General features: G+C 63.9%; 14 protein-coding genes and 3 pseudogenes. 8 read left to right on the top strand and 9 right to left on the bottom strand.

Annotated elements, in window-relative coordinates:
• Positions 1-83: 83 nt before the first annotated feature.
• A complete protein-coding gene (locus tag AC0V8S_RS16230) occupies positions 84-620 on the bottom strand; it encodes a hypothetical protein (protein ID WP_475438341.1) in 537 nt (178 codons plus the stop codon).
• Positions 621-741: 121 nt separating this feature from the next.
• Positions 742-1068, bottom strand: coding sequence for a DUF1330 domain-containing protein (locus AC0V8S_RS16225; protein WP_027046421.1), 327 nt, complete (start codon positions 1066-1068; stop codon positions 742-744).
• Between the two features lie 177 nt (positions 1069-1245).
• On the opposite strand from AC0V8S_RS16225, the pseudogene AC0V8S_RS16220 reads away from it, so the two are divergent.
• A pseudogene (locus AC0V8S_RS16220) lies at positions 1246-1937 on the top strand (winged helix-turn-helix transcriptional regulator).
• 33 nt (positions 1938-1970) lie between these two features.
• On the opposite strand, the pseudogene AC0V8S_RS16215 reads toward AC0V8S_RS16220, so the two are convergent.
• Positions 1971-2368 (bottom strand): annotated as a pseudogene (locus AC0V8S_RS16215) (helix-turn-helix domain-containing protein).
• Positions 2368-2664 (bottom strand): type II toxin-antitoxin system HigB family toxin, encoded by a 297-nt coding sequence (locus AC0V8S_RS16210; RefSeq protein WP_475438636.1) that lies wholly within the window; start codon positions 2662-2664, stop codon positions 2368-2370. Before AC0V8S_RS16210 ends, AC0V8S_RS16215 begins: the two are co-directional and overlap by 1 nt.
• A 171-nt stretch (positions 2665-2835) precedes the next feature.
• Between AC0V8S_RS16210 and ada the strand changes: the two genes are divergently transcribed.
• The 4 genes from ada (at position 2836) to AC0V8S_RS16190 (ending at position 5602) form a co-directional block, all read left to right on the top strand.
• The gene (gene ada, locus AC0V8S_RS16205; protein ID WP_475438340.1) at positions 2836-3951 is read left to right on the top strand and encodes a bifunctional DNA-binding transcriptional regulator/O6-methylguanine-DNA methyltransferase Ada; all 1116 of its coding nucleotides are present in this window, start codon (positions 2836-2838) and stop codon (positions 3949-3951) included.
• A gap of 21 nt (positions 3952-3972) precedes the next feature.
• Entirely contained in the window at positions 3973-4182 is a 210-nt protein-coding gene (locus tag AC0V8S_RS16200; RefSeq protein ID WP_475438339.1) for a hypothetical protein, read from the top strand.
• 134 nt (positions 4183-4316) lie between these two features.
• Positions 4317-4862 carry a methylated-DNA--[protein]-cysteine S-methyltransferase gene (locus AC0V8S_RS16195; RefSeq protein WP_475438338.1) on the top strand — a complete coding sequence of 182 codons (546 nt, stop codon included), beginning with the start codon at positions 4317-4319 and terminating at the stop codon, positions 4860-4862.
• Positions 4859-5602, top strand: a complete 744-nt coding sequence (locus tag AC0V8S_RS16190) for a 2OG-Fe(II) oxygenase (protein ID WP_475438337.1) — start codon at positions 4859-4861, stop codon at positions 5600-5602. Before AC0V8S_RS16195 ends, AC0V8S_RS16190 begins: the two co-directional genes overlap by 4 nt.
• A gap of 8 nt (positions 5603-5610) precedes the next feature.
• Here AC0V8S_RS16190 and AC0V8S_RS16185 read toward each other — a convergent pair whose 3' ends face one another.
• On the bottom strand, positions 5611-6513 hold the full coding sequence (locus AC0V8S_RS16185; RefSeq protein ID WP_475438336.1) for a LysR family transcriptional regulator: 903 nt from the start codon (positions 6511-6513) through the stop codon (positions 5611-5613).
• Between the two features lie 121 nt (positions 6514-6634).
• On the opposite strand from AC0V8S_RS16185, the pseudogene AC0V8S_RS16180 reads away from it, so the two are divergent.
• A pseudogene (locus AC0V8S_RS16180) lies at positions 6635-7548 on the top strand (alpha/beta fold hydrolase).
• 62 nt (positions 7549-7610) lie between these two features.
• Here the strand turns inward: AC0V8S_RS16180 and AC0V8S_RS16175 are convergent.
• The 3 genes from AC0V8S_RS16175 to AC0V8S_RS16165 all read right to left on the bottom strand — a co-directional run bounded on the left by AC0V8S_RS16175 (position 7611) and on the right by AC0V8S_RS16165 (position 10233).
• The gene (locus AC0V8S_RS16175) at positions 7611-8540 is read right to left on the bottom strand and encodes a sigma-70 family RNA polymerase sigma factor (protein ID WP_475438335.1); all 930 of its coding nucleotides are present in this window, start codon (positions 8538-8540) and stop codon (positions 7611-7613) included.
• A gap of 67 nt (positions 8541-8607) precedes the next feature.
• Positions 8608-9546 carry an alpha/beta hydrolase gene (locus tag AC0V8S_RS16170; protein WP_475438334.1) on the bottom strand — a complete coding sequence of 313 codons (939 nt, stop codon included), beginning with the start codon at positions 9544-9546 and terminating at the stop codon, positions 8608-8610.
• Between the two features lie 99 nt (positions 9547-9645).
• Positions 9646-10233, bottom strand: a complete 588-nt coding sequence (locus AC0V8S_RS16165) for a dihydrofolate reductase family protein (protein WP_475438333.1) — start codon at positions 10231-10233, stop codon at positions 9646-9648.
• Between the two features lie 109 nt (positions 10234-10342).
• Here AC0V8S_RS16165 and AC0V8S_RS16160 point away from each other — a divergent pair, with 109 nt between their 5' ends.
• Complete coding sequence (locus AC0V8S_RS16160; protein WP_475438332.1) at positions 10343-10765, top strand: winged helix-turn-helix transcriptional regulator; 423 nt, start codon at positions 10343-10345, stop codon at positions 10763-10765.
• Positions 10766-10822: 57 nt separating this feature from the next.
• Here AC0V8S_RS16160 and AC0V8S_RS16155 read toward each other — a convergent pair whose 3' ends face one another.
• Positions 10823-11536 carry a DUF899 domain-containing protein gene (locus AC0V8S_RS16155; RefSeq protein WP_475438331.1) on the bottom strand — a complete coding sequence of 238 codons (714 nt, stop codon included), beginning with the start codon at positions 11534-11536 and terminating at the stop codon, positions 10823-10825.
• A 209-nt stretch (positions 11537-11745) separates the two neighbouring features.
• Here AC0V8S_RS16155 and dinB point away from each other — a divergent pair, with 209 nt between their 5' ends.
• Entirely contained in the window at positions 11746-12993 is a 1248-nt protein-coding gene (gene dinB / locus AC0V8S_RS16150; protein WP_475438330.1) for a DNA polymerase IV, read from the top strand.
• The last annotated feature ends 162 nt before the right edge of the window (positions 12994-13155 follow it).

Below are 13155 nucleotides of genomic sequence, written 5' to 3'. Positions count from 1 at the left end.
ACCAGGCTGAAGCCGGGGGCAGACCGTCCCTCCATTGCCCTTTGGGAGAGCCAGGCGGCATTGGCGCCGCCTGGCCTTGCCGGTTACTGGCTCGGCGCCATCGCGTGTTCGCACGACACTTTCGGGTTCATGTCGGCGAAGGTGCCGGTCGGGTTGCCCTTCCAGGCCCAGACATGCAGTTCGTAAAATTCACCCAGGCCGTAGCGGTTGGGCGCGCTGTTGAAGTTGAACAGCTGTCCGTCCAGCGACGCCGGCCCCTTCGAGGTAATGTATTCGACCGCCACCAGCTTAAGCCGGCCGTCGGCCATCGGTTCGTACATCACGGCCTCGGGACGGGCGATGTCGATCTTGTCGTCCTTCAGGTACTGGCCGTTGACGTAGTGGATGCCCATGGCGCCGCCGGTGATGCCGCTGGCGCAGGGAATGGGCGCATAGCCCTCTTCTGTCGCCGCCTTGACGTCGAGAAACCGGCTGTTGGCGGCCCGCACCTTGTCCGCCAGCGGATTGGGGCCGGACACGGTTTCAGCCGCTTCCTGATGCGCCTGTGCGACGGTGGCGCAGACGGCCAGCATGGCCCCCGCCATGACGAGCCTGTTGCGGAGATTTGATTTCATATCCATTCCATTCTTCTTGAAAAAGCACAGCTGGCCGGCCGCCGGAAATACGGAGGCCCGGCAGGCAAGCGCTGTGGCTGTTGCTGCTTGGAGATCCCGAAATCGATGTGACGACTGCCGGGAAGGATCATCCCTTCGGCAGATACGGGATCGTTCCGGCCAGATCGGTGTCGTCGATCAGCTGGAAACGGCTGTCGCTGCCGCCCTGACGCGCCGAAACGAAAGGCGCATAGGCCGGATCGTTGGTGAAGGCGCGCGCCGCCGCTTCCGACGGGAACGCCATCAGGGCGATCAGCGTGGTATCGAGCGGCTTGCCTTCAAGCGTCTTCACATTGCCGCTGCGCGACAGATATTTGCCGCCATGCTTGTGGACGATGTCGTGCACCGAGGCGGCGTAGGCCGGCACCCATTTCGGGTCGTTCATCTTGATGTCCGCGATAACGTAGGCAGTCATGGTCGTCTCCTGGTTGCGGCGCACAGGGGTATCCCGTGCAACCGGCCAAAGGGCTCGCATGGCGGGACCCTCGCCAACCAGTCCGCGATCTGTACTGGGGTGGTACAGTTTCCGTACTGGCCGCTTCATTCATGAAGGCCTAATGTTCGACCCAGCTTCGAGGGAGGAACGCCAATCATGAGCCAGCACGGATACAAGCAGTTCTGCCCCCTATCGATGGCCGCCGAGGTGCTGTGCACCCGCTGGACGATGGTGCTGATGCGCGAATTGGTGGCGGGCTCGACCCGCTTCAACGACCTGCGCCGCGGCGTGCCAAAGATGTCGCCAACCCTTCTGTCGCAACGGCTGAAGGAGCTCGAGCTGGCGGGGATCGTCGAGCGCAAGGAGGTGCCTGGCGAGAAAGGGATCTTCGATTATCGGCTGACCGAGGCCGGCCGCGATCTGCGCCCGGTCGTCGAGGCGATGGAGTTCTGGGGGCAGAAATGGGTCGAGTCCCGGCTGTCGCTGAAGAACCTCGATCCGTCGCTGCTGATGTGGGACATGCGGCGCAATCTGAACCCCTCGCCGCTCCCCGAAGGACGCACGGTGATACAATTTCTGTATCAGGAGCTGCCGGCTTCCAAGCGCTCGTGGTGGCTGATCGTCGAAAAGCACGGCGAGGTCGACCTGTGCTGGTACGATCCGGGCTTCGACGTCGACCTCTACGTCTCGACAGACCTGCACACGATGACGGCGATCTGGATGGGTTGCTGACCGTCGAGAAGGCCGGCGCAAAGGTTTCCCTGACCGGCGACCAGACTATCGGCAAGAAGATGCAGACCTGGCTCGGGCTTAGCCCGTTCGCGGTGGAGCCCAAGCGCGCGGCATAGGAGAACCGGTTCATGCCGACGAACTCTGACGGCTTAGGCGCGCTTTCGGCCCCTATCACCTGCAAGGTGATAGGGTTGCACAAGGATCTGGCGGGAATGTTCCATTCCTTGTTCAGTTTGAAGACCATATCCAGTGTAAGGGCGCGCTTTCTGTTCAGCACCTCGGTTGCCCGGGGCGATGATCCGATCACCTCGGCCAGAGCACTTCGCGACAGGTTGAACAGTTGCATGTGCGACTGAATGGCTTCAACGGGATCGGGTGTTTCAATCGGGTAGTGCTTGTCCTCATAAGCCTCGATCAGAGTTGCGAGAACATCGAAGCGGTCACCGTCGAGAGAGCCGACCTCCGGCTCATTCTCGAAATATTTGGTGATTTCGGCAATCGCCCAATCGTAGTCGGCTTCGGTCTTAATGGGTCGAATGTTTTCCATCACACCTTCTCCGGATCAATCTTGTCATACTCTTTGTGTGTCCCGACGAATTTGATCAGGACCCGGTGAAATTTGTAGGCGACGTGGACAATCAAGCGGTACTTGTTGCCGCCAATGTCGAAAATGACGCGATTGTCGCCCACGAAATCGACGGTCGCTCCAAAGGCAGCTTTGATGTCGGTCGGGGTTCTCCAATCAGCATTGCCGACAGCCACATACCAGGCCGTCAAGGGAGCTTCGGCCTGATTGTGTTTGGCCCAAAAATCCTTCAGCGCTTTCTTGGCGATTATTTGCATGACCAGATGTAGCAAGTTCCCAAATTGGGAACAAGAGGAATTTCCCATGTTGGGAAAATGCGTGGCAAGCACGCTGCGTCTCCCTCACGGCTCAGCCGCACCCGGCTTGGGCCTCCTGACAGTTGGCAGGAAACGGGTGGCGCGGCCGGCTTTCGGCGGCTTCAATGCGGCATGTTCATCACCCTGGCCAAAGACCTGAAATCCACGCCGCTGCTGGTCCCTGACGACCCGCGCTGGGCGCGCATCGTCGCGCGCGACAAATCGGCGGACGGGCAATTCTGGTATTCGGTGGCGACGACCGGCGTCTACTGCCGGCCCTCCTGCCCGTCGCGGCGCGCCAACCCCGCCAATGTGCAGCTGCACGACACGCTGGCTCAGGCGAAGGCAACCGGCTTTCGCGCCTGCCGGCGCTGCAACCCGGATGGTCCCTCGCTCGAGGCCGGCAATGCCGCGATGGTCGCCGATGCCTGCCGCAGGATCGAGCAGAGCGAGGAAGAACCCTCGCTCGCCGAACTGGCTGATGCCGCCGGCCGCAGCGCCGGCTATTTCCACCGCGTCTTCAAGGCGATCACCGGGCTGACGCCGAAGGATTATGCCGCGGCAAACCGCGCCGCAAAGGTCCGCCAGGGTCTCGAAGACGGCGCCAGCGTCACAGTGGCGATCTACGATGCCGGCTTCAATTCGAGCGGGCGTTTCTACGAGAAATCGACCGGCATGCTCGGCATGACGCCGACGCGCTACCGTGCCGGCGGCGCCAACGAGGACATACGCTTTGCCGTCGGCGAGACCTCGCTTGGCGCCATACTGGTCGCGTCGAGCCGCAAGGGCGTCGCCTCGATCCTGCTCGGCGACGATCCGGACACCCTGGTGCGCGACCTGCAGGACCGTTTCCCCAAGGCGCGACTGATCGGCAACGATAGCGACTACGAGGCGCTGGTCGCCCGCGTCGTCGGCTTTGTCGAGGCCCCACAGCTCGGTCTCGACCTGCCGCTCGACGTGCGCGGCACCGCCTTCCAGCAGCGCGTCTGGCAGGCCCTGCGCGACGTCCCGGTCGGCGGCACGGTTTCCTATGCCGCGATCGCCGAGCGCATCGGCACGCCTAGGGCAATCCGCGCCATCGCCGCCGCCTGCGCCGCCAACAGTCTCGCCGTCGCCATTCCATGCCACCGCGTGATCCGCAAGGACGGCGCGCTGTCCGGCTACGCCTGGGGCGCCGAGCGCAAGCGCGCGCTGCTCGACCGTGAGGCCGAAGGGTCGACGAAGGCCAATCAGCCTTCGCCGGCCTGACGAGGACCGGCGATGCGCACGATGGCAAGGCCTTCCGTCGCCGGTGCGAAGATCGAGAACGCCAACGGCGCAGCCATCGACGCGAAGTCACGCGTGTTGGCCGCTATCGGCGAACTAGTCGATGCCGGCAAGGCCGAGTGGAGCCGCGCGGCGACTGGCGAGGTTGAGCTGCGGCTGCTGTCGGGCGAGGTGTTCCTGTTCGGCGAAGTCACCGTCACGCGTGTCGCCTGACCAAACTCGCCGTAGAGTGCTTACCTTGGCGTCCTTCATCCTCGGAAGCGACGATTTGAATTTGAAAGCAAGCACCGGAGTGAGCGCCAACCGGCACCTGGCTAGGGTTCAGGCATACAGAAGGAGTGAAGGCAATGAACCTCATGCAAACTCAAATGACGACGGCGCACAACGCCCTCGACACCATCACCTACGCCACCGCCCAGTCCGCGATCGGCACCATCCTGGCAGCGCGCAGCCCGATCGGTGTCTGCGCCATCCTGATCGGCTCCAAGGCCGAAATATTGGAGCAGGACCTCGCCGACCGTTTCCCCGGCAAGGTGCTGGTCGAAGACGAGACCGCCTTGCGCGACGATCTCGCCGCGATAGCCCGCTTCGTCGAAACGCCCGGCGCCGGCCTCGATCTGCCGCTCGACATGCGCCACGGCACGCCGTTCCAGCAACGGGTCTGGGAGGTGCTGCGCACCATCCCCTGCGGCGCCACCATCACCTACACCGCGCTTGCCCGGCGGCTTGGCCAACCGAATGGCGCCCGCGCCGTGGCGACGGCCTGTGCCGCCAACGCCATTGCGCTCGGCATTCCCTGCCACCGCGTTGTCCGCGCCGACGGCACGCTGTCGGGCTACCGCTGGGGCATCGAACGCAAGCGTGCGCTGCTGAACCGGGAGGCCCAGATATGAACGCCCCTGCCAAAGTTGCCGCATCCGTGGTCGAAGCCGCCGAGACGCGCATCGCCACTTACGATTGGCCAACCCTTGCCGCCGAACTCGACGGCTTCGGCTGCGCCGTGATGGAGAAGCTGCTCTCGCCCGAAGAGTGCCGGCAGATCGCCGGCCTCTACATCAAGGAAAAACACTTCCGCAGTCACATCCACATGGCCAGGCATGGTTTCGGCAAGGGCGAGTACCGCTACTTCCGCTATCCCTTGCCGGACCTGCTCGGCGGCCTGCGCAGCGCGCTCTACCCCAGGCTGGCCGAGGTCGCCAACCGCTGGAACGAGCGCATGGGCATCGCCCTGCGCTACCCCCCAGCCCATGCCGAGTTTCTCGACCAGTGCCACGCCGCCGGCCAGGTCAGGCCGACGCCACTGTTGCTGCAATATGTGCCTGGCGATTTCAACTGCCTGCACCAGGACCTCTATGGCGATCTCGCCTTTCCCCTGCAGGTGGCGATCCTGCTTTCCAAGCCGGGCGAGGATTTCACCGGCGGCGAATTCGCGCTGACCGAGCAGCGGCCGCGCATGCAGAGCCGGGTCGAAGTGGTGCCCTTGCGCCAGGGTGATGCGGTGGCCTTCGCCGTCCACAACCGGCCGGTGCAGGGAACCAAGGGCAATTACCGCGTCAACCTGCGCCACGGCGTCAGCCGCTTGCGCTCAGGCATGCGCCACACGGTCGGCATCATTTTTCACGATGCCAAGTGAGCGCCGGCTCACGCCTCCCGATAGGGCGGATCGCCAAAGGCATCGCGCAGCCATGCGGTGAGCGCGCGCAGTTTGGCGGATCCGCGCCTGTCCTCGGGACAGGCGATATAGAGGGTGGCCCCTTCAGGCTCGGCACCGACATCAACGACCGTCAATCGCTTGTCGGCGATCTCGGTCCGGATGAAGTAGGCGGGAAGCAGCGCCAGGCCGAGGCCGGCAAGTGCTGCGTCGCGCATCAAAATCCCATTGTTGACGCGCAGCGCGGCTTCCGGGCGGATCGTCACCAGCCGCCGCGAAATCTTGAACCGCCAGTCGGCGGCCCCCCGGATGGAATAGATGATGCCCTTGTGGCGTTTCAGCTCGTCGGTGGTCGCAGGCAATCCGAAGCGCTCGATATAGTCCGGTGAAGCCACCAGGAAGCGACGGCTGGAAGCCAGCTTCCTGACAATGACTGGTCCGTCATCGACGACCGGTCCGTGACGCACAATGGCATCGTAGCCATCGGCCGCCACGTTGACGAAACGGTCGTCGACATCGAGCGTCAGTTCGATCCTCGGATGCCTGGCCAGGAAGCCATACAGCGCCGGGCCGAGGTGGAGGATGCCGAAACTTGTCGGCGCCGATATTCTGAGCGGTCCAGCGAGGTCGCCGCGATGTTCGGCGATTTCGGCGCTGGCGTCGGCCACCTCCTGCATGATGCGCTTGGCGCGCTCGTAAAAACCGCGCCCCGCTGCGGTGATGGAGAGCTTGCGGGTGGTGCGGTCCAGCAGCCTTGCGCCGAGGCTGCGCTCAAGCTCCGACAGCCGCTCGCTGATGACGGACTTGGACAGGTTCATGCGCCTGGCCGCTTCGGTGATCGAACCGGATTCCGCGACGGCGACAAAGGCGGCGGCGGATTCAAGCTTCAGCATTGTTCGGTTTTCCCGAATTCACAATCAGGCGACCGGTGCCTAACGAAATCAAGGGCATGGTGCCATAGTCGAAAACACCGCGATATGGCGGCGACAGAATAAAAGCTCGGGGTAGTGCATCATGTTTCGTCCTTTGGTCATCGTGCTCGGTCTGTTGTCACTCGCCGCTCCGGCCTCCGCGCGCGTGACCCCGTTTCCGACCGGCTTCAAGACGCAGTCGATCGAGACCAACGGCACCAAGCTTTATGTGCGCGTCGGCGGACAGGGACCGGCTGTCGTGCTGCTGCACGGCTTCGCCGATACCGGCGACATGTGGGCGCGGGCCGCGATAAAGCTGATGAAGGATCACACGGTGATCGTGCCGGACCTGCGCGGCATGGGCCTTTCGGCGCACCCGGACGGCGGTTACACCAAGAAGAACCAGGCGGCCGACATCGCCGGCGTGATGGACGCGCTGAAGATCGAGAAGGCCGACCTGGTGACGCACGACATCGGCAACATGGTCGGCTATGCGCTGGCCGCGCAGTATCCCAAGCGCATCACGAAATGGGTCGTCATCGACGCACCGCTGCCGGGCATTGGCGACTGGGACAAGATCAAGCAAAGCCCGCTGCTCTGGCACTTCAACTTCCGCGGCCCGACATGGAGCGGCTTGTCGCGGGCCGCGAACGCATCTACCTCGACCGCTTCTACAACGAACTGTCGGCCGATCCGAAGAAGATCGACGAGGCGACGCGTGTCCACTATGCGAAACTCTATGCGCGGCCGCATGCCATGCATGACGCCTTCGAACAGTTCAAGGCATTCGACCAGGACGCTATCGACAACCAGGCGATGCTTGCCACCGGCGGCAAACTGGCCATGCCGGTGCTGGCAGTCGGCGCGGAGAAATCGGCAGGCACGACACAGGCCGACACTTTGCGGTTCGTCGCGTCGGACGTGACCGGCGCCATCGTGCCCGCCTCCGGCCATTGGATCATGGAAGAAAACCCGGACGCCACGGTCAAGCTCATCACCGATTTCCTCGCCAAATAACCGCGCGAAGTGGCCGATATTATTCTGGCGGCCGCGAACTTGGTGAAATAGGACGCCGCCGGTCATCCATCGGCGGCGACCATCTCCAGGATCCACGGACACGCATAGTAGTCGGCGATGCGGTCGATGACGCCGCCCTCGGCATGAATGCGCACGAGATAGGCCGGCCGCCATTCCCCGCCATGCAGCCTGTCGACGACCAGCACGGCCTGCCCTTCGACCACGTCTGGCCGCATGCGCCATGGCTCGCCGCGCTCATATTCGACAAAATAGGGCGAGCGGGAGAGCAGGCCATTGTAGCAATCCGAGACCCGCAGCCGGGCGTCGGCGCTGGTCAGCGCCCGCACCCCGTCCCAGTCCCTGGCATTGAAGAGTTCAACATAGCGGCCAAGCAGCCGCTCCAGTTCCGGGTCATGTGCAGGCGCCGCGACCGGTTGCGCCGGCAGAGCGGCGAGCTTGGCCCGGCCGCGATTGAGCGCCGATTTGACGCCGCCAGATGTCGAGCCGACCAGGTCGGCGATCTCGTCGAGCGAATGGTCGAAGACATCCTTGAGCAACACACAGGCGCGCTCCTTCGGTGGCAGGTGCATCACCAGTCGCTCGATGGCGCGGCCGGCGCCAGGGCCGGCGGGCTCGACCGGCAGCACGATCTCATCGCTTGCATAGCCTGCCTCGGCCTTGAGCCGCGTGCGGCGGGTGCGGATGAAGTCGATGCAGCGATTATGGGCGATGCGGAACAGCCACGGCCGCAACGCCTGGGTATTGTCTAGCAGACCGATCTTGCGATAGGCCTCGAACAAAGCCTCCTGCATGATGTCCTCGCCGTCGAGAGCCGAGCCGGTCATGCGCGCGCAATAGCGGTGGAGACGGACGCGCAGATGCGAGACCGTCTCCAGGAACGCCCTGTAGCGCAGGTCGAACAGGCCTTCGGGATCGAGGCGCGGCTCAATGCCTTGCCTGGTCTCATGGGAATTGCGGATTTGCTGGTTCATCACAGCACGTCGCTCGGCATTGCCACAGCATCGCGCAAGCGCCGCGCATCCACAAGTCGGCCCATGGTCAGGCCGCTCTGCTGTCGGCGACATTGTCGCCAGCATCCGGCAGCCCAAGCCTCGGCCGCACCCAGGCGGCGAGGCGGCCGATCGCGTCGTCGGCTTCCGGCGCCCGGCCGGCCATCATCTGGAACGTGTGCAGCATGCCGTCGAAGACGTCGAGCCGCGTCTCGATGCCAGCCTGCCGCGCGCGCTCGGCGAACATGCGGCTTTCGTCGACCAGCGTCTCGTCGGCGCCGGCCTGCAGGAAGACGGGCGGAAAGCCGCTCAAATCGGCATAGAGCGGGCTGACCTCCGGATCGAGCCGATCGTAGTCGCCGATGAAGTTGGTCACCAGCCAGTCGACGCCGCCCTTGGCGAAGAAAGGATCCTTTTCGCGGTTGGTTTCGTAGCTGGCAGCGGTCAGCGCCATGTCGAACCAGCCGGACATCATCAGCGTGGCGGCCGGCAGCGGCCGACCTTGCGCGCGCAGGCGCTGCAGGAGGCCATAGGTCAGCACCGCGCCGCAGGAATCGCCCGCAAGCGCGATCGCTTTTGCGTCGAAGCCTTGGTCGATGAGCCAGTTCCAGGCTGCCATCGCCGCCTCGAGCTGGGCCGGATACTTGCCTTGGTTCGCCAGCGGATAGTTGTAGAGCAAGGCCCGGCAGCCGACGGCCTTGGCCAGATGGCCGACCAGCTTGCGGTGGGTGTAGATCGAGCCGCCGAGAAAGCCGCCGCCATGCGCATAAAACAGCACGCGCCGCTCGTCGGCGCCTTTCGGCACGATCCATAGGGCAGGCACACCGCCGGCATCCACCTCGATATAGTCGACGCCGCCGGGTTCGCCGGTCAGCGCCGTCCAACTGGCATCGTTGAACTCGACGAACGCCTGCGGGCTCATTTTGCCGGCATTGGCGGCGATCGCCGCGTAGTGGTTCCTGTTTGCCTCGCTCTCGATGCTCGCCATGACGGTCTCCCAGGGTTGCGGATCGCGGATTGCGACCTTCCAAGCCAGAGACGGATGGGCTGACAAAAAGGATACGTCAGATCAGGATTTTCTCTCTCCTCACCCCGCCGGCGCGTAGCGGTTGACCACCATGCCGCAGGCATAGGCCTTCGAGCCGACCAGCCGGAGGTTCTGAAAACCGCCCTGGTCGAAGATGCGGCGTCCCGCGCCCAGCACGGCCGGATTGACGAACAGCTGGAACTCGTCGACCAGCCCGGCCGCGATCAGCGACGAAGCGAAGCCGGCGCCGCCGAAGACGGCGATGTCGCCGCCCTCGCCCGTCTTCAGCGCCTCGACCTCGCGCGGCAGGTCGCCGCTCACCACCGTCGTGCGTTCCCATCGCGAAGCCTTCAACCTGTCGCTCGGCACTACCTTCCGTGCCTCCACGATGCGCTGGGCGAAGGCGTAGAACGGATCGCGGGGAAACTTCTTCGCCGCATTGCCCCAATGGCTGAGATAGCCCTCCTCCGCCATCTTGCGGCTAAGCAGGATGGTGTCGATGCCGGCGAAGACGGCGTTGAAATCCCGCTTCAGTTCCTCGTCCCAGCCAATGTCGTCACCCCATTCCCAGAGCTGCCAGCGATGGTCTTCGTTCGCGCCGACAAAACCGTCGACCGACATCTGCATATGCAGGATCAGCTTCTTCATCATCGTTTCCTCGTTGTCAGGCCCATGGGAAATAGCTTTACTTTTGGAACCATTTACGTGTGGGAAAAATGATGTCAATAGTAAAGTGATTAAAAATGGAACCATAGACATGTCGACCCGCGAAAGATCCGGCTGCCCGATCAGCCTGTCGCTCGAACTGCTCGGCGACCGCTGGACGCTGCTCATCATCCGCGACCTGGTCTTCGCCGGGAAAAAGCATTTTCGCGAATTCCTGCAGTCGGATGAAGGCATCTCCTCGCGCACGCTGGCCGAACGGCTGCAGACGCTGCAGGACGAAGGCATCCTCACCCGCAGCGACGATCCGAGCCACGGGCTGAAGGCGATCTACCGGCTGACGGAAGCCGGCATCGACCTTCTGCCGGTGCTGGCCGCGCTCGGCGCCTGGGGCAGCAAGCACCGCAAGGCCGACGATCATCTCGCCCGCATCGCCGACGAGTTGGCGGCCGGCGGCGAACCGGCGCTGGAACGGTTGAAGGCAGCGCTGCGGGCCGAGCATCTGGCAAAAACTTGATCGCCGAAGCTCTTGGAGGATGCCCCGAGGGGCGTCGCCCAACCGCGCGGCGGATCATCAGCGATCATCATATTCATCGTGAAGGCGGACCCAATCGCCCAGCGTATGCGATGGGCCATTTTCATTGCGGCCGATGGGAGTGAGGTCCAGATAGCTATACGTCCCGATCAGGTTCTCGCCGCCCCGGCCCCGCACCTGGAACGTGCAATAGATCGTGCCATCGTCATCCCTGTAGAAGACGGTCGTGCCACCGCGATCCTTGCCTGTCATCGCGACCTCTTCGAAATTGAACAGCACCTTGCCCGAACTGATCTGGTCCTCGGTGAACGACACCTGGAAGTCGAAATTGAAATCGCTTCCGAAGGACGAAGCCCAATCGAACTGCCAATTCATCCGTGCCTTGAAATCCATGAGCTCGGCCAGAGGCGCGCGCGCGCAGACGACCAGGGAGACGTCGTGATGCCTGAGATGCTGGTTGGCGGCGTCTATGTGGTCGCAAAGGAACGAACAGCCGGTGCAGCGATAGTCCGCATTGGGCGGAAACATGAAGTGATAGACGATCAACTGGCTGCGCCCCGCAAAGAGATCGGCCAGAGATTTCCGTCCCTGGATCGTATCGAAAACGTAGGGTTTGTCGATGCGCAGCCACGGCAGTGAGCGCCGCTCCGCCGCGAGTTGTTGACGCTGGCGCGTAAACGCCTTTTCTTTTGCGAGATGCGCTTTGTGCGCTTCAAACCAGTCCGAGTAAGGCGCGATGATGTGGTCGGTCATGTCGTGCTCCTTCCGCACTCAGGCGTATGCTGACAGCCTTGCTGCCCGTCTTTAAGACGTTGTTGAAAACCGCGATCCGACATTGGTTGTGCAATTTTCGCGGGAAGAGCGCCGATGACACAGGCGGATGCGGACATGGCGCTTGACATATGTGCACGATTTGTTCTCTATTCGTTCCAATCCATCAGCAACCATGGATATGCAGCCGGATGGAAACGACAGCCACCATCCTGCATGCCGATCTCGACGCCTTCTATGCCTCGGTCGAACAGTTGCTCGACCCGTCGCTGCGCGGCAAGCCGATCGCGGTCGGCGGCGGCGTGGTGCTGGCCGCCTCCTATGAAGCGCGTGCCTTTGGCGTGCGCGGCGGCATGCCGGGGCGCAAGGCGCGCGAGCTCTGCCCGCAATTGATCTTCGTTGGCGGCAATTTCAGCCACTACCAGCGGCTGGGCGACGCGGCGATAAAAGTGCTCGACGATTTCACGCCGGTGGTCGAGCGCATCTCCATCGACGAGGCCTTCGCCGACGTCGCCGGCTGCACGCATCTGTTCGGGCAGCCAGAAGAGATCGCCACGGCGATCCGCCGGCGCGTGCGGGCCGAACTCGGCCTGCCGATCTCGATCGGCGTGGCCCGCACCAAGCATCTGGCCAAGATCGCCTCGCAGGTGGCCAAGCCCGACGGGCTGGTGGTGGTCGATCCCGGCACGGAGCTCGCCTTCCTGCACGATCTGCCGGTCTCGCTGATGTGGGGCGTCGGTCCGGCGACCAAGGCGCGGCTGGCCGAGATCGGCGTCGAGACCATCGGCGAGCTGGCGAGGACACATAGCGGCGCGCTGACGCGGCTGCTCGGCCCCGCCGCCGGCGAAAAACTGGCCGCCCTGTCCTGGAACCGCGACCCAAGGAAACTGGAGACCAAGCGCCGGGCGCACTCGGCCGGCGCGCAATCGGCACTTGGGCAGAAGCCCGCCGTGGCGCGGGTGATCGTGCCGACCTTGCTGCATCTGGCCGACCGCGTCGCCAGCCGGCTGCGCGCCAAGGCGCGGCCTGGCCGCACGGTAACGGTGCGCGTGCGCTTTGCCGATCTCAGCGCCGTCACGCGTTCGATCACGCTCGACCAGCCGATCTCGGCGACGACCATGCTGGCCGAAATCGCCGGCGACCTGGTGCGCGGTGTACTCGCCGACCATCCCGGGGAAAAAACCATCTCGCTGCTCGCGATTTCGGTCTCGCATCTCGAGGAAAGTGCCGAGCTGCAGCTCGACCTGCCGCTCGGCCTCGCCGACGAGAAGCGCCGCCCGGGCAGCCAAAAAGGCCTCGCCCGCTTCGGCGCCGACCGCGCCATCGACAAGATCCGCGAACGCTTCGGCAAACAGGCCGTCGGCTACGGCACGGTGGCGCTGGAAGCGGCGCGCTCGGTGCCCGACGAATTCAGGGAACTGGCGGAAAAGGAACTGTGAGAACGGGAGGCGTCAGCCCCTCGCCCTACGGCTTCCCGATCAACGCCCGGACGTGGCAGGCGCGGCGGTCACGGCGGACAGCAGCTCGCGCTTCACCAGCACCGGCTTCTGATATGTCTTCTTCACGGCAAAGTCCCCCAGCCCAAGCGGCTGGCGGCAGTA

It is taken from the genome of Mesorhizobium oxytropidicola (genome assembly GCF_056174625.1).
This window is presented reverse-complemented; position numbering and strand designations above follow the sequence as displayed.